Raw genomic sequence first — 18062 nt, forward strand, 5'->3', positions numbered from 1 at the left:
CGTCCGTCTCCAACACATCCGTAGAGAGTGGCGAGCGCCCGGTGGACGTGCAGAAGAAGCTCGATGAGATCGTCTCGGCGGTGGGCAGCGCCCGGTCCATGCCCATGTCCGCCTCGTGCGTGGTCAACCGCGCCGAGCTGCTCGCACTGCTCGAAGAGGTGCGGGCAGCCCTGCCCGGCTCCCTCGCCCAGGCCCAGGAGCTGATCGGCGACCGCGACCAGACCATCGCGCAGGCCCGCCAGGAGGCCGACCGCATCATCGAGAACGCCCGCGCCGAGCGGGGCTCGCTCATCTCCGACACCGAGATCGCCCGCCGCTCCCAGTCCGAGGCCGACCGCATCCTCGCCGAGGCCCGCCGGGAGGCCGAGGAGATCCGCGCCGAGGCCGACGAATACGTCGACTCCAAGCTCGCCAACTTCGAGGTCGTCCTCACCAAGACCCTCGGCTCCGTCGGCCGCGGCCGGGAGAAGCTGCTCGGCACGGGACCGGGCCTGGACGAGCACGGCTACGCGGACGAGGACGCTCCCGAGCGCAGCCACGACCCCGAGACGCTGCGCCGCACCGCCGACCAGTACGTGGACGCCAAGCTCGGCGCCTTCGAGGCGGTCCTCGCCAAGACCCTGGAGGCGGTCGGCCGGGGCCGCGAGAAGCTGCACGGCCGGATCGCCACCGACGACCTCGGCTCGCTCGCCCTGGACGAGGACGGAACGCCCGCCCAGCACACCACCGACGCGGAGTTCCTCGCCGATCTCGCCGAAGCGGGGCAGGCGGGGCCCGTGCAGCAGCAGCCCGCGGCCGCCGTCCCCGCCCAGCCGCAGTACCACGGCGGGCAGGACGCCTACGCGTACCAGCAGGGCCAGGACCCCTACGCGTACCAGCAGCAGTACGCGGCGCAGGACCCGTACGGCTACCAGCAGGCCGACCCGTACGCCGCCTCCGCCACGTACCAGCAGCAGGGATACGACCAGCAGGCCGCGTACGGCCACGACCGGCACGGCCAGGGTTACCAACAGCAACCGGGGACCCAGGCGGGCCAGACCCAGCGGCAGCCGGGCGCCCTCGACGAGACCAGCTTCTTCGACACCACCATGATCAGCGCCGAGCAGCTACGGGCGTACGAACAGGGGCGCTGAGGATTCGCCGGGGACCGCTCGGCGCATTCGTCGGATCAGTCCCGGGCGGGGTCCGGGGCCGGGGTCCGGGGCCGAATTGGGCCGAGCGGGCATGGACCGGTATCCTGGCTCTTCGGTCGCACGTACGCTAACGCTGTTTTCGTGGCGTCCGCGATCACCGCTGCCCGGAACGAGGGCCGCGACCCCCAGAGTTTCGAAGACCGAAAGCAGGAATGGCCCTGAACGCCCGCCTCGACCACCGCAACCCTCTCGTGTTCGACACACACGAGCTGGGGCGGCGGCCTGGTGCGCTGAGGCGCCTGACCCGCACGGTCGACGCCCCCAAGGATCTCGGTATCCAGGGGGTCATCGGAGTGCCGGAAGGCACCCCGGTGGAGCTCGAACTCCGCCTGGAGTCGGTCATGGAAGGTGTGCTCGTCACCGGCACCGGCCGTGCCGTCGCCAAGGGGGAGTGCGTAAGGTGTCTGGAGCCGCTTGAGCTGGAGCTCGAAGCGGACTTCCAGGAGATGTTCTCGTACCCTGACGCCGACGACCGGGGCCGCCATCACGCGGACGCCGGCGACGACGCCGAGGACGACGAGGACAGGCTCTTCCTCGAGGACAGCATGTTCGACCTCGAGCCCGTGCTGCGCGATGCGGTGGTGCTCGCACTGCCCATGCAGCCGGTGTGCCAGGACGACTGCCCGGGCCTGTGCTCCCAGTGCGGGGCACGGCTCGCGGACGACCCGGACCACCATCACGACGCCGTCGACATCCGTTGGGCGGCACTGCAGGGACTCGCCGGCACCATGAGGGACGGCGAGAAGGACGACAAGAGCGGCGCCGAACCGGGCGTCGACGAGAAGCAGGAGAAGTAGCCGTGGCTGTTCCGAAGCGGAAGATGTCGCGCAGCAACACGCGCCACCGCCGGTCGCAGTGGAAGGCTGCGGTCCCCACCCTGGTTGCGTGCGAGCGCTGCCACGAGCCGAAGCTGCAGCACATCGCGTGCCCGTCGTGCGGCACCTACAACAAGCGCCAGGTCCTCGAGGTCTGAGCGGCTGGTGAGAGGTCTGATGTCTGACGCCAAGGCGGACTCAAACGCCAGGAAGAAGGCGGACAACACAGCCTCGTCCCACACGCTTCTGGAAGGGCGGCTCGGCTACAAGCTCGAGTCCGCCCTTCTGGTGCGTGCGCTGACACACCGTTCGTACGCGTACGAGAACGGCGGTCTGCCGACCAACGAGCGGCTGGAGTTCCTCGGGGACTCCGTGCTCGGTCTGGTCGTCACGGACACGCTGTACCGCACCCACCCGGACCTGCCCGAGGGCCAACTGGCCAAGCTGCGGGCCGCGGTGGTCAATTCGCGTGCGCTGGCGGAGGTCGGCCGCGGTCTCGACCTGGGCTCCTTCATCCGGCTCGGCCGGGGCGAAGAGGGTACGGGCGGCCGGGACAAGGCATCCATCCTCGCCGACACCCTCGAAGCGGTGATCGGCGCGGTCTACCTCGATCAGGGCCTGGACTCGGCGGCGGAGCTGGTGCACCGCCTCTTCGACCCGCTGATCGAGAAGTCCTCGAACCTCGGTGCCGGCCTGGACTGGAAGACCAGCCTCCAGGAACTCACCGCGACCGAGGGACTCGGCGTGCCCGAGTACCTGGTCACGGAGACCGGCCCGGACCACGAGAAGACCTTTACTGCTGCCGCCCGCGTCGGAGGCGTCTCGTACGGCACCGGCACCGGCCGCAGCAAGAAGGAAGCGGAGCAACAGGCGGCGGAGTCCGCCTGGCGCGCCATCCGCTCCGCGGCGGACGAACGCGCGGCAGCGGCGAAGGCGAAGGCGACCGCCGAGGCAGCTGCCGAGGCCGCCGCCGAGGCCGATGAAGCCACCGCACCGGCCGGGGGGATCGCAGACACCCCCTCGGCATCCGCCTGACAACGGAAACGAACAGAACCGAACGCCCGCCCCGGCCGGGGCGGGCGTTATGGTGCGTGGGGGAGCGAAGATGCCCGAACTGCCCGAGGTCGAGGTCGTACGGCGGGGACTCGAGCGGTGGGTCGCCCACCGGACCGTCACCGACGTCGAGGTGCTGCACCCGCGTGCCGTACGACGTCATGCGGCCGGAGGCGAGGACTTCGCACACCGGCTCAAGGGACACCGCATCGGCACCCCGAGCCGCCGCGGAAAGTACCTGTGGCTGCCCGTCGAGGACACCACCACCTCCGTCCTCGCCCACCTGGGGATGAGCGGACAGCTCCTGGTCCAGCCGCACGACGCGCCCGACGAGAAGCACCTGCGCATCCGCGTCCGCTTCGACGACCCGCTCGGCACCGAGCTGCGCTTCGTCGACCAGCGCACCTTCGGCGGGCTCTCCCTGCACGAGAACACTGCCGAAGGGCTGCCCGACGTCATCGCGCACATCGCCCGGGACCCGCTCGACCCGCTCTTCGACGATGCCGCCTTCCACACCGCGCTGCGCCGGCGTCGCACCACGATCAAGCGCGCCCTGCTGGACCAGTCGCTGATCAGCGGCGTCGGCAACATCTACGCCGACGAGGCGCTGTGGCGTTCCCGGCTGCACTACGACCGGCCCACCGCCACCTTCACCCGGCCCCGGACCGCCGCACTGCTCGGCCATGTCCGCGACGTGATGAACGCCGCGCTCGCCGTCGGCGGCACCAGCTTCGACAGCCTCTACGTCAACGTCAACGGCGAGTCCGGCTACTTCGACCGGTCGCTGGACGCCTACGGGCGCGAGGACGAACCCTGCCGGCGCTGTGGGACGCCTATGAGGCGGCGGTCCTGGATGAACCGCTCCAGCTACTTCTGCCCGCGCTGTCAGCGCCCACCGGTCTCCCGCCCTCGCCCTTGACCGAGCGCTCCGCGCGGCCCTTCCTATTCGCGGGCCGAGTCGTAGCGCTCCCGGGCACGCATGACGTCGTCCATGCGGCCCTCCACGAACTCGATGAGGTTGAGCAGCCGCCCGGCGACCTCACGGCCGAGGGGCGTCAGCTCGTAGTCGACGCGGGGCGGGTTGGTGGGCTGGGCCTCGCGGTGGACCAGGCCGTCGCGCTCCAGGGCGTGCAGGGTCTGCGACAGCATCTTCTCGCTGACACCGTCGACCCGCCGGCGCAGCGCGTTGAACCGGAGCGAGCCCTCGTACAGCGCTCCCAGGGTGAGCGCGCCCCAGCGGCCGGTGGCGTGCTCCAGCGTCGCGCGAGACGGGCAGGCGCGCGAGAACACGTCGTACGCCAGGTTCTCCGCGGAGCTCTCCGACAGATCTCCCTGACGGCGCTCCTCGGACGCGGTGATGTCCATTCCTTCACTGTACGCCCGCACAGCGCTACCTGGGGAAGTGCGCTGTCTCTCGGTTAGTGCCCGGCGGATCGGCAGTGAGTCAGTGCAGGGGCCCCGCCGCCGAGCGCCCGACCTCCTGTCAGAGCCCTGGCGGGGCGAGCGGACGGTAACCGGCAGGCCTGCGCGCTCGGCTCAGTAGCCGAAGTCCTGGGTCCACCACGGTCCGCCGTCGCCGAACTGCACACCCACTCCCAGCGTCTTGAAGTCGCAGTTCAGGATGTTGGCCTTGTGGCCGGGGCTGTTCATCCAGGCGTCCATGACCGCCTGCGCGGTGCCCTGGCCGCGGGCTATGTTCTCGCCGCCGAGGCTGGTGATGCCGGCCGCCGCCGCCCGGTCCCACGGGTCGGCCCCGGTCGGGTCGACGTGGTCGAAGAAGTCACGCGCGGCCATGTCGTCGCTGAAGGCCTCCGCGAGCTTGGCCAGCGGTCCCGACTTGGTCAGTGGGCTGCAGCCCACCTTGGCCCGCTCCTCGTTGACCAGCTTCAGCACCTCGGCCGCCGCCGCGGCCGTCTCGGAAGCCTGGGCCGGCAGGGAGACCTTCGGAGGTTCCGCCTCCGCCTCCGCCTTCTCCTTCTCCTCCGTCGGCTCCGGCTTCGGCGCGGTGGTCTTCTCCTCGACCGACGGCGCCTTCGTCGACGGCGTCGCCGAGGGCTCCTCGGTCTTCTCCTGTGACGGCGTCGTGGTCGGCGTCGTGGTGCGCTGAGCGTCCCTGCTGGTGCCGGAGTCCTGGCGCTCCTCGACGGCCTCGCTCGCGCCGCCGTCGGTGTGCAGACCGCTGGGCAGGGTGCCCGTCGACTGCACCTTGCCCGAGTTGTTGCCGCCCAGCGAGTAGTTCTCGGCGCCCGGGATCAGTCCGGAGGCGACCGCGGCCGTGCCCAGTGCGACGGCCGCGGAGACCCCGAGCAGGCCCGTGCGCACCGGTGTCACGGTCTTCGGCTTGCGGTGCGAGGCCTTCGGCCCGGCCGCGACGGCCTCCGGGTGGCGGCCCAGCGTCGGCCGCGGCTGACCCGCGACGCCGCCGGTGCGCTGCCGAGGCACCAAGGGAAGACCCGAGGACACGGCGGTCACCGGCTCCTGGACGAGCGTCATCGGCTCCGGCTGAACGGCGGACACGTTTCCGTAGGCATCCGTGTGAACAATGGACAGGTTTCCGTACGTATCCGTCAGGGAACGACCTGCCTGCGGGTCGACGCCGTAACCACCGATGTACGGTTCGTCGTCGAACTCCTCGGAGGCGCTACCCGCGTAGTCCTCGATCCGGCCACTCGAGTACTGCTCCGAGTAGCCGTGCGTGGTGGTGCTGTACGTATCCGTGACCCCCGTGGCGCGGCCTGTGGCGGCGCGTCCGGCGGCGGAGCGTCGGTGGCGTCCCATGTCCTGGCCTTCCTGGTCCTCGGTCAACGCGCCTCACTCGTACGAGTGAGGTTCATTGGCAGGGGACGGTACCTCATGACGCAGGGGAGCGAAGTGCCCCCAGGGGTTTTGGCCGGTTAGCGTGCACCCATGAGCGAGGATGTGCGAATGGTCGCGTGGGTGCGCGGACGCGTCCAGGGAGTGGGTTTCCGCTGGTTCACACGGGCCAAGGCGCTGGAGATCGGCGGCCTGAGTGGTTTTGCTCTCAATTTGGGCGACGGACGGGTCCAGGTGGTCGCCGAGGGCTCCCGCGGCGGCTGCGAGCGCCTCCTCGACTGGCTCCGGGGCGACGACACACCCGGCCGGGTCGACGGTGTCACTGAGATCTGGGACACGCCGCGAGGGGGTTACGAAGGCTTCGCCGTTCGCTGAGGCCGGTCGCCCGGACCCCGCAGTTGGGGCGCCCGGGGCAGGCCCGGGGCATCTGCCCGGGGCAGAAACCGCCTGGTGGTTGCCAAGAACCGCCGGCCGTGGGAGGCTCCGCCCTTAAGGATGATCGCCACGCCCTGCCGGCCCCGCGAGAGCTGCAGCGTCGCCCGTTCCGGGCCGCGCACTGTCGGGTTGCCCGCCAATACTGGGCGTGATCGTGTTGACCGTCAAACTTTTTGGTGAGACGCTGAAAGCCCCGCGCACCTTAGCTGTTTGGCATGTAAGAACGACAGCGAGAACTGAAGAGTGCCAGACACCGCGGGTGCGATTTCCCTCACGACCCACACCGCACTTCGGTCGGTCACTCAGTGTGGAGGACCATCAGTCATGGCAAAGGCGCTTCTCGGTTACGTCGGCGGCTCCGACCCGCGACTCCTCGCCGAGATGCGACGGCTCCAGCAGCGCGTACAGGATCTGGAATCCGAGCTCGTACGGATCCAGGCCGAAAACGACGCACTGACGGCTGCCGCTTCTCACGACCAGCTTCTGGAGAGCATCGACGTACCCCAGGCGGAGCCTGCGCTGACCTGACCACTGCATCACCACCCCGTATCAGTGGCCAGGCTGCCCGTTGTCAGCCGCTACCGCATCATTGCAAGGGACGCTTCGGCGTCCCTTCTTTCTTGGCCCCCCGTGCTCCTGCCGCGTTCCTACACCGGTCTTTCACTCTCTATAACGTCTGATGTGCCCTGCACGTTCATGGGTGAAACCGCGCGTTCATGGAGTGAGACCGACAGCGAAAGGTAGAGTCCGGCGGCGTGCACCTCAAGGCCCTGACCCTGCGCGGGTTCAAATCGTTCGCCTCGGCGACCACGCTCAGGTTCGAACCCGGCATCACCTGTGTCGTGGGCCCCAACGGTTCCGGCAAGTCCAACGTCGTGGACGCGCTCAGCTGGGTCATGGGGGAGCAGGGGGCCAAGTCGCTGCGCGGCGGCAAGATGGAGGACGTCATCTTCGCCGGCACCACCGGGCGTCCACCGCTCGGCCGGGCCGAGGTGTCGCTGACCATCGACAACTCCGACGGCGCGCTGCCGATCGAGTACTCAGAGGTCACCATCACGCGGATCATGTTCCGCAACGGCGGCAGCGAGTACCAGATCAACGGTGACACCTGTCGTCTGCTGGACATCCAGGAGTTGTTGTCCGACTCCGGCATCGGCCGCGAGATGCATGTGATCGTGGGTCAGGGGCAGCTGGACTCCGTACTGCACGCCGATCCGATGGGCCGCCGGGCCTTCATCGAGGAGGCCGCGGGCGTGCTCAAGCACCGCAAGCGCAAGGAGAAGGCGCTGCGGAAGCTGGACGCCATGCAGGCGAACCTCGCCCGCGTCCAGGACCTGACGGACGAACTGCGCCGACAGCTCAAGCCCTTGGGCCGCCAGGCCGCGGTCGCGCGCCGGGCGGCCGTGATCCAGGCCGACCTCCGGGACGCCCGGCTGCGGCTGCTCGCCGACGACCTCGTACGGTTGAGGGAGGGCCTAAAGGCCGAGATCGCGGACGAGGCCGCCCTGAAGGAGCGCAAGGAGGCCGCCGAGACCGAACTGCGCCGGGCCCTTCAGCGCGAGGGTCTCCTGGAGGACGAGGTGCGGCGGCTCGCCCCCCGGCTGCAGCGCGCCCAGCAGACCTGGTACGAACTGTCGCAGCTGGCGGAACGGGTGCGCGGCACCATCTCCCTCGCGGACGCCCGGGTCAAGTCCGCCACCTCCCAGCCCGCCGAGGAGCGGCGCGGGCGCGACCCCGAGGACATGGAGCGCGAGGCCGCCCGGATCCGGGAGCAGGAGGCCGAACTGGAGGCGGCCCTGGAGGCGGCGGAACGTGCGCTGGAGGACACCGTCGCCCATCGAGCCGAACTGGAGCGCGAACTCGCTGTCGAGGAACGCCGGCTGAAGGACGTGGCCCGCGCGATCGCCGACCGTCGTGAAGGACTGGCCCGTCTGAGCGGCCAGGTGGGCGCGGCCCGCTCGCGGGCCGCCTCGGCGCAGTCGGAGATCGACCGCCTGGCAGCCTCCCGCGACGAGGCCCAGGAACGGGCGGTCGCCGCGCAGGAGGAGTACGAGCAGCTCAAGGCCGAGGTCGACGGGCTCGACGCGGGCGACGCCGAACTGGCCGAGCAGCACGAGGCGGCCAGACAAGCCCTCGGCGAGGCGGAGACCGCACTGGCGGAGGCCCGCGAGGCGGCCACGGCCGCCGAACGCAAGCGGGCGGCCGTGGCGGCCCGTCATGAGGCGCTGGCGCTGGGCCTCCGTAGGAAGGACGGCACCGGCGCCCTGCTGGAGGCGAAGGACCGGCTCACCGGTGTCCTCGGCCCGGCCGCCGAACTGCTCACGGTGACCCCCGGTCACGAGGTCGCGCTGGCCGCGGCGTTCGGCGCTGCCGCGGACGCCATCGCGGTCCGCACACCGTCGGCGGCGGCGAACGCGATCCGCCTGCTCCGCAAGCAGGACGCGGGACGCGCCACCCTGCTGCTGGCGGCACCGGGCCCCAGGGTCGACTCCGGGAAGGACTCCGGGAACGACGCGGCGGGTGGGGTACCGGCGGACGGAGCCGGGGCGGTGGGTTCTGCCTCCGGCATGGCGGGTCCCGTCACCGGGGCGGCTGTTCCGGCCTCCGGGGCGGCCGTTCCCGCCACTGGTACGGCGGCCGTTCCGGCCACCGGCACGGCTGTTTCGCCAACGGGGGCGGCGGTTCCCGCCGCCGGTACGGCGGCTGCCGCGCGGGCACCGTACGACGGGCCGACGTACGCCGCCGACCTCGTACGCGGTCCCCGTGAGCTCATGCCCGCCGTACGCCGGCTCCTCGAGGGGATCGTCGTCGTGGGCACCCTCGAGGACGCCGAGGACCTGGTGGCCGCCGAGCCCCACCTCACCGCCGTGACCGCCGAAGGCGACCTGCTCGGGGCGCACTTCGCGCAGGGCGGATCCGCCGGGGCGCCCAGTCTGCTCGAGGTGCAGGCCTCCGTCGACGAGGCCGCGGCCGAGCTGGAGCAGCTGGCTGTGCTCTGCGAGGAGTTGAGCGAGGCCCAGCGGGCCGCCACCGAGCAGCGGAAGGAACGTGCCGCCCTCGTGGACGAGTTGGGTGAGCGGCGACGCGCGGCCGACCGGGAGAAGTCCGCCGTCGCGCAGCAGCTCGGGCGGCTCGCCGGGCAGGCGCGTGGTGCCGCCGGGGAGGCCGAGCGCAGCCGGGCCGCCGCGGAACGGGCGCAGGACGCGCTCGACCGGGCGCTCGAAGAGGTCGAGGAACTGGCGGAACGTCTCGCCGTCGCCGAGGAGATGCCGGTCGAGGACGAGCCCGACACCTCGGTACGGGACCGGCTCGCCGCCGACGGTGCCAACGCCCGGCAGACCGAGATGGAGGCCCGGCTCCAGGTGCGTACGCACGAGGAACGGGTCAAGGGGCTCGCCGGGCGTGCGGACTCGCTGGACCGGGCCGCCCGCGCGGAACGCGAGGCACGCGCGCGTGCCGAGCAGCGCCGTGCCCGGCTGCGTCACGAGGCCGCCGTCGCCCAGGCGGTCGCGGACGGTGCCCGGCAACTCCTCGCCCACGTCGAGGTGTCCCTCGTCCGCGCGGCGGAGGAACGCTCCGCCGCCGAACGCGCGAAGGCGCACCAGGAGCAGGAACTCGCCCGGGCCCGCACGGAGGGACGCGACCTCAAGGCAGAACTGGACAAGTTGACGGATTCAGTTCACCGGGGCGAGGTACTCGGCGCCGAGAAGCGGCTGCGGATAGAGCAGTTGGAGACCAAGGCGCTGGAGGAACTCGGTGTGGAACCGGCGGGGCTCGTCGCCGAGTACGGGCCCGATCAGCTCGTACCGCCCTCGCCCCCCGCCGAGGGCGAGGAACTGCCCGAGGACCCGGAGCATCCGCGCAACCGGCCCCGGCCGTATCAGCGGGCCGAGCAGGAGAAACGTCTCAAGGCGGCCGAGCGGGCCTATCAGCAGCTCGGCAAGGTCAATCCGCTCGCACTGGAGGAGTTCGCCGCCCTGGAGGAGCGCCACAAGTTCCTCAGCGAGCAGCTGGAGGACCTCAAGAAGACGCGCGCCGATCTGCTGCAGGTCGTGAAGGAGGTCGACGAACGCGTCGAACAGGTCTTCACCGAGGCCTACCGGGACACCGCCCGGGAGTTCGAGGGCGTGTTCAGCCGGCTGTTCCCGGGCGGTGAGGGGCGGCTCGTGCTGACGGACCCCGACAACATGCTCACCACCGGTGTGGACGTCGAAGCCCGGCCGCCGGGCAAGAAGGTCAAGCGGCTGAGCCTGCTCTCCGGCGGTGAGCGCTCGCTGACGGCCGTGGCGATGCTGGTGTCGATCTTCAAGGCGCGCCCCAGCCCGTTCTACGTCATGGACGAGGTCGAGGCCGCGCTCGACGACACCAATCTGCAGCGGCTGATCCGGATCATGCAGGAGCTGCAGGAGGCCTCGCAGCTGATCGTGATCACGCATCAGAAGCGCACCATGGAGGTCGCCGACGCGCTCTACGGCGTCTCCATGCAGGGCGACGGAGTCTCGAAAGTCATCAGCCAGCGGCTTCGCTAGGTGCGCTTCGAAGCGTTTCCAAGTCTTCAAATCTTGAACACAACTCTCGCACCCCGGTGGGGCGATGCTGAGCAGTGGCGGCAATAGGCCGCTTGTTGACTTCGAAAGTTGAAGGCATAGTCTCTGCAACATTGCTTCAACCTTCAGGCGGTGAGCGGCACTTCGCCATTGCACCCCTGGAGGGCTCGTCCCCCACCCCCGGCAGCGAGGCCGGTGGCCTGAGGAGTTACACGTGACCACAGCGCAGGCATCCCAGTCCGGAGCCAGGACGGCTCATCCCGAGCATCTAGGCCATGTCATCTTCATCGCGGCGGCCGCCGCGATGGGCGGTTTCCTCTTCGGCTACGACAGTGCGGTGATCAACGGCGCCGTCGAGGCCATCCGCGGCCGGTATGACATCGGCTCCGCGGCCCTCGCGCAGGTCATCGCCATCGCACTGATCGGCTGTGCGGTCGGCGCCGCGACCGCGGGCCGGATAGCCGACCGCATCGGACGCATCCGGTGCATGCAGATCGCCGCGGTCCTCTTCACCGTCAGTGCCGTCGGCTCGGCGCTGCCCTTCTCCCTCTGGGACCTCGCCTTCTGGCGCGTCGTCGGCGGCTTCGCCATCGGCATGGCCTCCGTCATCGGCCCGGCTTACATCGCCGAGGTCGCCCCGGCCGCGTACCGCGGCCGGCTCGGTTCCTTCCAGCAGGCCGCGATCGTCGTCGGTATCGCCGTGTCGCAGCTGGTCAACTGGGGCGTACTGAACGCCGCCGACGGTGACCAGCGCGGCGAACTGATGGGCCTGGAGGCCTGGCAGGTCATGCTCGGCGTGATGGTGATCCCGGCCGTGCTGTACGGCCTGCTCTCGTTCGCCATCCCCGAGTCGCCGCGCTTCCTCATCGCGGCCGGCAAGGACGACCGGGCACGTGAGGTACTCGCCGAGGTGGAGGGTGGGGACGTCGACCTGGACGCCCGGGTCCGCGAGATCGAACAGGCCATGCGGCGCGAGCACAAGCCGACCTTCAAGGACCTGCTCGGCGGCAGCTTCCTCTTCAAGCCGATCGTCTGGGCCGGCATCGGACTGTCCGTCTTCCAGCAGTTCGTCGGCATCAACGTCGCCTTCTACTACTCCTCGACGCTGTGGCAGTCGGTCGGCGTCAACCCGACGGAGTCCTTCTTCTACTCGTTCACCACGTCGATCATCAACATCGTCGGCACAGTGATCGCGATGATCTTCGTCGACCGCATCGGCCGCCGGCCGCTGGCCCTGATCGGCTCCGTCGGCATGGTGATCGGCCTCGCGCTGGAGGCCTGGGCGTTCTCGTACGACCTGGTGGACGGCAAGCTGCCGAGCACGCAGGGCTGGATCGCCCTGGTCGCGGCCCATGTGTTCGTCCTCTTCTTCGCCCTCTCCTGGGGTGTGGTCGTCTGGGTCATGCTCGGCGAGATGTTCCCGAACCGGATGCGCGCCGCCGCCCTGGGCGTGGCCGCCTCCGCACAGTGGATCGCCAACTGGGCCATCACCGCGAGCTTCCCGTCCCTGGCCGACTGGAACCTCTCGGTGACCTACGTGCTCTACACGATCTTCGCCGCGCTCTCCATCCCGTTCGTGCTCAAGTTCGTTCCGGAGACGAAGGGCAAGTCGCTGGAGGAGATGGGGTAGCTGTCCGGTCCGCCGGACGGGCTGGACCGTCCGGCGATTCCCGGGCAGGCCCGAAGCGGATACGGAACCCGTGGGGATTAGGAACCCGTGGGGATTCGGCTCTGCCCCTGTGAACCACCGCTGCTCCGGCCCGGCCACTGCCCGGGCCGGAGCAGCGGTTCGGTGTTCCTGGGCAGCTCTGCCGGCTGCGCCGGGAGCGGCATGAGCGACGGACGACTCGTCGGGGACAAATGATGCTCGGCGGGTCGGCGGGTCGGCGGGTCGGCGGGTCGGCGGGTCAGCCGGTCAGCAGGTCAGGTGAGTCGGGGGACAACCTGCTCGGCGAAGAGGTGCAGGCTGCGCCAGCCTTCGTCGATGGGCATTCCACCGCACAGGGGGTGCAGGACGAGGTTCTCGGCGCCCTCCGCCGCGAACTTGACGCAGTCGTCGGGGGTGAGCACCCGGTAGACCCCCTCCGCCCGCAGTTCCGCCACGTTCGTCGCCGCCGACTTCACCGCGGAGCGGATCGTGTCGGACTGCCAGGACGCGTACATCCGGGCCTCGTGCAGGAAGCGCTCCCCGTGCTCCGCCCACACCCGGTCCGGGTCCTCGGCGATGTGCAGCAGCGGGGTCTCCGCGGCGGGCATCAGACAGAACCCCTCGGTGCCGTACTCGGCACAGCGCTCCCGGTAGTACGTCTCCAGTTCGGGCAGATGCGCGCTCGGGAAGAACGGCAGCCCGAGCCGGGCCGCACGCCGTGCCGCCGCCTTGGAGGAGCCGCCCACCAGCAGCAAGGGATGCGGTTCCGAGAACGGCCGCGGGGTGACCCGTACGGTACGGCCTCGGAAGGTGAAGGGCTCGCCGGTCCACGCCGCCAGCAGCGTCTCGAGCAGTTCGTCCTGGAGCCGGCCCCGGCGCTTCCACTCCACGTCGAACATCGCGTACTCGTCCGGCCGGTAGCCGATCCCCGCGACCGTCACCAGCCGGCCACCGCTGAGCAGATCCAGTACGGCGATCTCCTCCGCGAGCCGCAGCGGGTCGTGGAGCGGGCCGATCACGGCCGAGACCGTCACGGCTATGTGCCGGGTCGCCCCGAAGACCGCAGCTGCGAGGGCGAACGGCGAGGGGAGCCAGTTGTTGGCGACGCCGTGGTGTTCCTCGGTCTGCACGGTGGTGATACCGCGGTCGTCGGCGTACGCGGCCATCTCTACGGCGGCCCGGTAGCGGGCGCTGAGGGAGGCGCCGGTCGCGTCGGGCTCGATCAGGTTGAAACGTACGACGGTGACGGGCATGGAGCCGTCCCCCTTCGCGGGCGGAGATTGGCGGTGGTGCCGGTGGAGGGGGGACCCTAGCTGACGGAGCGTCAGATGACCATAGGTGCGGCACCGGTCTCCTGGCGCCTGCGACGGTGGCACACGGCCCACCTCCTGGTGGGCTTCCCGGCGGCGCGAGGCCGGCGGGCGGGCCGGCCGGGCCGGTGCGGCCTGCGGTGCTCCGCGTCCAACGAACGGTCGAGGGCGAGGCCACGCCATACTGGCTGTGTTATGGAATTCGTCATCCTTGCTGTAGTCATCGCCGTGGTCGTGATCGTCGCGCTCGGCGGGCTCGTCGTCGGCAGCCGCAGAAGGAAGCAGCTGCCGCCCGCGCCCCCCACAACGCCCGACATCACCGCCCCTCCGGCCGAGCCGCACGTCGGCGACGAGGCCGAGACCCCGCGTGAAGAACCACGCAGAACGATCGAGGAGGTGGACCTCCCGGGCCCGGCCGCACCGGTCGTCGTCGAGGAACCGCCCGCCCCCGCGATCGAAGTCCCCGAGCCGACCGCCGGCCGTCTGGTACGGCTGCGCTCCCGGCTCTCCCGCTCCCAGAACGCGCTCGGCAAGGGGCTGCTCACGCTGCTGTCCCGCGAGCACCTCGACGACGACACCTGGGAGGAGGTCGAGGACACGCTCCTCACCGCGGACGTCGGCGTCGCTCCCACCCAGGAACTGGTCGAGCGGCTGCGCGAGCGGGTCAAGGTGCTCGGCACGCGCACCCCCGACGAACTGCGCGGGTTGCTGCGTGACGAGCTGATCAAGCTGGTCGGGCCCGACATGGACCGCACCGTGCACACCGAGTCACCGCGCGATACCCCGGGGATCGTGATGGTCGTCGGCGTCAACGGGACCGGCAAGACCACCACCACCGGCAAGCTCGCGCGTGTGCTCGTCGCGGACGGCAAGTCCGTGGTCCTGGGTGCTGCCGACACCTTCCGCGCCGCCGCCGCCGACCAGCTGCAGACCTGGGGCGAGCGCGTCGGGGCACGCACCGTGCGCGGACCCGAGGGCGGCGACCCCGCCTCGATCGCCTTCGACGCCGTCAAGGAGGGCATCGCCGAGGGAGCCGACGCCGTGCTCATCGACACCGCCGGCCGACTGCACACCAAGACCGGTCTGATGGACGAGCTGGGCAAGGTCAAGCGGGTGGTGGAGAAGCACGCGCCGCTGGACGAGATCCTGCTCGTGCTCGATGCCACCACCGGTCAGAACGGTCTGGTGCAGGCCCGGGTCTTCGCCGAGGTCGTCGACATCACCGGCATCGTGCTGACCAAGCTGGACGGCACGGCGAAGGGCGGCATCGTGGTCGCCGTCCAGCGTGAGCTGGGGGTCCCGGTGAAGCTGATCGGGCTGGGCGAGGGGCCCGACCACCTCGCGCCGTTCGAGCCGGAAGCGTTCGTGGATGCCCTTATCGGAGAGTGAGCGCACGAGGCCGAGGCGCCCGCTCCGTGAGAAGAGCCCTACCCCATGGTGCAGATGGGGTGGGGCTCTTCGCTTGTGCCCGACCGGCACTAGCTAGGCGCGGGAACGATGCGCCACGTACGCCAGCGTGCCGAGCAGCAGCCTCGCCTGCGGTGGCCTGGTCGCGGAGTCGAGGTCGGGGGAGCGCAGCCAGTCGACCGGTCCGAGACCGCCGCGGTCCGAGGGCGGAGCCGTGACATACGCGCCCGGGCCGAGGCCGTGCAGGTCGAGCGAGGCGTCGTCCCAGCCCATGCGGTAGAGCAGCTCGGGCAGCTGGGCCGTACTGCCGGGGGCGACGAAGAAGTGCGCGCGGCCGTCCGGCGTAGCCGTCACCGGGCCCAGGGGGAGCCCCATCCGCTCCAGCCGGATCAACGCGCGGCGGCCGGCGGACTCGGCGACCTCGATCACGTCGAAGGCGCGTCCCACCGGCAGCATCACCGCCGCCCCGGGGAATTCGGCCCAGGCGGCGGATACCTCGTCGAGGGTGGCTCCGGCGGGTACCACCGGGGCGAAGCCGAGTGGATGGGCGCCCGGAGCGGCGCAGTCGGCCCGGCCGCACGAACACGCGCCCGCCTCGGCCCTGGCCCCGGGTACCACGTCCCAGCCCCAGAGTCCGGTGAACTCGGCCACGGCGGTGCACTCTGAGGTGCGGCCGCGGCGACGTGAGCCGGACCGCAGGTCGCGGATGCCGCCGATCGTGAAGCCCATGCCCCCTCCAACGGGTTCAGCTCGCCGGTGGTTACGAAACGGATAGGGAATGTAACTCTCTGTTCCCTGACGTCGTTCCGATCCCCTCAGCGCTCGGAAGCGGCGAAGGTGGTGCAGTCGGTGATACGCGCCCCCGCTGGGTGGCGCACGCTCCAGAGTGCACCGTTCCGCCTGCCCCGAGCGTCCTGTGTCAAGTGAATCGCGTCGAGTGGCGCGCGAGTTCATTCGAAGGGGTGGCGAATGGTGGCGTTTCCGGACCCTCCCTCGCCGGATGAGTGATCACAGGACTACGCTGAGTGCGCGAGTCCTGAGCGTGTGCGCTCGTGGGTATGCCGGAGGCAAGTCGGCTTTCCGTTCGGTGGGTGAGAAGTGGCGTACGACGGTTGCGGCGAACGGCATCCTGGTAGGGCTTGGCGCACACGGTGCGACGGCACGGAAGCAGAAGCACACGGTGCGGGCGCGCACAGGGCATGAGGGTTTCAGGGAATGGGGGCGTTCCAGTGGGCGGCAACGGCGGAAGCGGTACGAACGCTGACAAGCGCCCGAACGAACTGCTGACGTCGTGGTTCGTCCGCAGTGGCTGGTCCAAGGGCGAGCTCGCCCGACAAGTGAACCGCCGTGCCCGCCAGTTGGGTGCCAACCACATCTCCACGGACACCTCCCGGGTGCGCCGCTGGCTGGACGGCGAGAACCCCCGCGAACCGATCCCGCGGATCCTGTCCGAGCTGTTCTCCGAGCGTTTCGGCTGTGTCGTCGCCGTCGAGGATCTGGGACTGCGCGCCGCCCACCAGTCACCCTCCGTGTCCGGGGTCGACCTGCCGTGGACCGCTCCGCAGACGGTCGCCCTGATCGGTGAGTTCTCCCGCAGCGATCTGATGCTCGCCCGGCGCGGGTTCCTCGGCACCTCGCTGGGCCTCTCCGCGGGCCCCTCGCTGATCGAGCCGATGCAACGCTGGCTCGTGCCCACCCCGGCCACTCCGCTGGAGCGCCCCGAACCCACCGCGGCGTCCCGCCGGCCCGGGCGCCTGTCCCAGCCGGAGCTGGACCTGCTGGAGTCCACCACCGTGATGTTCCGCCAGTGGGACGCCCAGTGCGGTGGCGGCCTGCGCCGCAAGGCCGTCGTCGGGCAACTGCACGAGGTGACGGACTTACTCCAGGAGCCGCAGTCCGGCCCCACCACCAGGCGGCTGTTCAAGGTCGCCGCCGAGCTCGCCGAACTCGCGGGCTGGATGAGCTACGACGTGGGGCTCCAGCCCACCGCGCAGAAGTACTTCGTCCTCGCTCTGCACGCAGCGAAGGAAGCGGGCGACAAGCCGCTGGGCTCGTACATCCTCTCCAGCATGAGCCGCCAGATGATCCACCTCGGCCGCCCCGACGACGCGCTGGAACTGATCCACCTCGCACAGTACGGAAGCCGCGACTGCGCGGGCCCGCGCACCCAGGCAATGCTGTATGCGATGGAGGCCCGCGCCTACGCCAACATGGGACAGCCCGGAAAGTGCAAGAGGGCCGTCCGGATGGCCGAGGACACCTTCGCCGACGCCCTCGAATTCGACGAGCCCGAGCCCGACTGGATCCGCTTCTTTTCCGAGGCCGAACTCAACGGCGAGAACGCCCACTCCTTCCGGGATCTCGCCTATGTCGCGGGCCGCAGTCCCACGTACGCCTCGCTCGCCGAGCCCGTGATGCGGCGCGCCGTCGAACTCTTCGAAAAGGACGCCGAGCACCAGCGTTCGTACGCACTGAACCTCATCGGCATGGCCACCGTGCACCTCCTGCAACGCGAGCCCGAGCAGAGCGCGCAGCTGGCCGGGCAGGCGCTGGCCGTCGCCAAGAAGGTGCGCTCCGAGCGGGTCAACACCAGGATCCGCAAGACCGTCGACACCGCCGCACGGGACTTCGGAGACCTCCGTGAAGTCGTCGACTTGACCGACCAATTGGCTCTGGAGCTGCCCGAGACCGCCGAAGCGGTCTGACCCCCGGACCCCGGCCGCGGCCGGCCATCCCGAACTGCCCGACTCGGCTCCCCCATGCCAGGTCAACGGATGGCCCGCCGCGGTCGGCCTGCTTTCACATTCGGAAGGTTGCGCCACGATAACGATCGTGCCGCG

General features: G+C 70.4%; 15 protein-coding genes. 11 read left to right on the plus strand and 4 right to left on the minus strand.

Going from position 1 to position 18062, the window contains the following annotated elements; all coding sequences use genetic code 11:
- Positions 1-41: 41 nt before the first annotated feature.
- The 5 genes from EF387_RS36640 (at position 42) to mutM (ending at position 3980) form a co-directional block, all read left to right on the plus strand.
- A complete protein-coding gene (locus EF387_RS36640) occupies positions 42-1133 on the plus strand; it encodes an ATP synthase F0 subunit B (RefSeq protein WP_128380926.1) in 1092 nt (363 codons plus the stop codon).
- Between the two features lie 212 nt (positions 1134-1345).
- Positions 1346-1990 (plus strand): YceD family protein, encoded by a 645-nt coding sequence (locus tag EF387_RS36645; protein ID WP_128380927.1) that lies wholly within the window; start codon positions 1346-1348, stop codon positions 1988-1990.
- Positions 1991-1992: 2 nt separating this feature from the next.
- On the plus strand, positions 1993-2166 hold the full coding sequence (gene rpmF / locus EF387_RS36650) for a 50S ribosomal protein L32 (RefSeq protein WP_007493396.1): 174 nt from the start codon (positions 1993-1995) through the stop codon (positions 2164-2166).
- A gap of 19 nt (positions 2167-2185) precedes the next feature.
- On the plus strand, positions 2186-3043 hold the full coding sequence (rnc, locus tag EF387_RS36655; protein ID WP_128380928.1) for a ribonuclease III: 858 nt from the start codon (positions 2186-2188) through the stop codon (positions 3041-3043).
- A gap of 70 nt (positions 3044-3113) precedes the next feature.
- On the plus strand, positions 3114-3980 hold the full coding sequence (gene mutM / locus EF387_RS36660) for a bifunctional DNA-formamidopyrimidine glycosylase/DNA-(apurinic or apyrimidinic site) lyase (RefSeq protein ID WP_128380929.1): 867 nt from the start codon (positions 3114-3116) through the stop codon (positions 3978-3980).
- Between the two features lie 23 nt (positions 3981-4003).
- Here the strand turns inward: mutM and EF387_RS36665 are convergent, their stop codons facing one another.
- Both EF387_RS36665 and EF387_RS36670 read right to left on the minus strand, forming a co-directional pair.
- Complete coding sequence (locus EF387_RS36665; RefSeq protein ID WP_162467265.1) at positions 4004-4426, minus strand: winged helix-turn-helix transcriptional regulator; 423 nt, start codon at positions 4424-4426, stop codon at positions 4004-4006.
- A gap of 171 nt (positions 4427-4597) precedes the next feature.
- Entirely contained in the window at positions 4598-5839 is a 1242-nt protein-coding gene (locus EF387_RS36670) for a CAP domain-containing protein (RefSeq protein WP_128380931.1), read from the minus strand.
- A 129-nt stretch (positions 5840-5968) separates the two neighbouring features.
- Here EF387_RS36670 and EF387_RS36675 point away from each other — a divergent pair, with 129 nt between their 5' ends.
- The 4 genes from EF387_RS36675 (at position 5969) to EF387_RS36690 (ending at position 12487) form a co-directional block, all read left to right on the plus strand.
- On the plus strand, positions 5969-6250 hold the full coding sequence (locus EF387_RS36675) for an acylphosphatase (RefSeq protein WP_128380932.1): 282 nt from the start codon (positions 5969-5971) through the stop codon (positions 6248-6250).
- A 384-nt stretch (positions 6251-6634) separates the two neighbouring features.
- Positions 6635-6838, plus strand: a complete 204-nt coding sequence (locus EF387_RS36680) for a hypothetical protein (RefSeq protein ID WP_128380933.1) — start codon at positions 6635-6637, stop codon at positions 6836-6838.
- 227 nt (positions 6839-7065) lie between these two features.
- On the plus strand, positions 7066-10839 hold the full coding sequence (locus EF387_RS36685; protein ID WP_128380934.1) for an AAA family ATPase: 3774 nt from the start codon (positions 7066-7068) through the stop codon (positions 10837-10839).
- Positions 10840-11071: 232 nt separating this feature from the next.
- Complete coding sequence (locus EF387_RS36690) at positions 11072-12487, plus strand: sugar porter family MFS transporter (RefSeq protein WP_128380935.1); 1416 nt, start codon at positions 11072-11074, stop codon at positions 12485-12487.
- 293 nt (positions 12488-12780) lie between these two features.
- Here EF387_RS36690 and EF387_RS36695 read toward each other — a convergent pair whose 3' ends face one another.
- Complete coding sequence (locus tag EF387_RS36695) at positions 12781-13758, minus strand: LLM class flavin-dependent oxidoreductase (RefSeq protein ID WP_128380936.1); 978 nt, start codon at positions 13756-13758, stop codon at positions 12781-12783.
- 252 nt (positions 13759-14010) lie between these two features.
- Between EF387_RS36695 and ftsY the strand changes: the two genes are divergently transcribed.
- Positions 14011-15204: a signal recognition particle-docking protein FtsY gene (gene ftsY, locus EF387_RS36700; protein WP_128380937.1), complete on the plus strand. Its 1194-nt coding sequence runs from the start codon at positions 14011-14013 to the stop codon at positions 15202-15204.
- 93 nt (positions 15205-15297) lie between these two features.
- Here the strand turns inward: ftsY and EF387_RS36705 are convergent, their stop codons facing one another.
- Positions 15298-15951, minus strand: coding sequence for a bifunctional DNA primase/polymerase (locus tag EF387_RS36705; RefSeq protein WP_128380938.1), 654 nt, complete (start codon positions 15949-15951; stop codon positions 15298-15300).
- A gap of 500 nt (positions 15952-16451) precedes the next feature.
- On the opposite strand from EF387_RS36705, the gene nsdA reads away from it, so the two are divergent.
- Positions 16452-17927, plus strand: coding sequence for a transcriptional repressor NsdA (gene nsdA / locus EF387_RS36710; protein WP_128380939.1), 1476 nt, complete (start codon positions 16452-16454; stop codon positions 17925-17927).
- The last annotated feature ends 135 nt before the right edge of the window (positions 17928-18062 follow it).

Source organism: Streptomyces cavernae, from assembly GCF_004023625.1.
Taxonomy (GTDB): Bacteria; Actinomycetota; Actinomycetes; order Streptomycetales; family Streptomycetaceae; genus Streptomyces; species Streptomyces cavernae.

Excerpts from the sequence above, each read along its gene's own strand:
- EF387_RS36670 (WP_128380931.1), bottom strand. The coding sequence starts at position 5,839 with ATGGGACGCCACCGACGCTCCGCCGCCGGACGCGCCGCCACAGGCCGC.
- EF387_RS36665 (WP_162467265.1), bottom strand. The coding sequence starts at position 4,426 with ATGGACATCACCGCGTCCGAGGAGCGCCGTCAGGGAGATCTGTCGGAG.
- ftsY (WP_128380937.1), top strand. The coding sequence starts at position 14,011 with ATGGAATTCGTCATCCTTGCTGTAGTCATCGCCGTGGTCGTGATCGTC.
- EF387_RS36705 (WP_128380938.1), bottom strand. The coding sequence starts at position 15,951 with ATGGGCTTCACGATCGGCGGCATCCGCGACCTGCGGTCCGGCTCACGT.
- EF387_RS36675 (WP_128380932.1), top strand. The coding sequence starts at position 5,969 with ATGAGCGAGGATGTGCGAATGGTCGCGTGGGTGCGCGGACGCGTCCAG.
- EF387_RS36645 (WP_128380927.1), top strand. The coding sequence starts at position 1,346 with ATGGCCCTGAACGCCCGCCTCGACCACCGCAACCCTCTCGTGTTCGAC.
- EF387_RS36695 (WP_128380936.1), bottom strand. The coding sequence starts at position 13,758 with ATGCCCGTCACCGTCGTACGTTTCAACCTGATCGAGCCCGACGCGACC.
- mutM (WP_128380929.1), top strand. The coding sequence starts at position 3,114 with ATGCCCGAACTGCCCGAGGTCGAGGTCGTACGGCGGGGACTCGAGCGG.
- rnc (WP_128380928.1), top strand. The coding sequence starts at position 2,186 with ATGTCTGACGCCAAGGCGGACTCAAACGCCAGGAAGAAGGCGGACAAC.
- EF387_RS36680 (WP_128380933.1), top strand. The coding sequence starts at position 6,635 with ATGGCAAAGGCGCTTCTCGGTTACGTCGGCGGCTCCGACCCGCGACTC.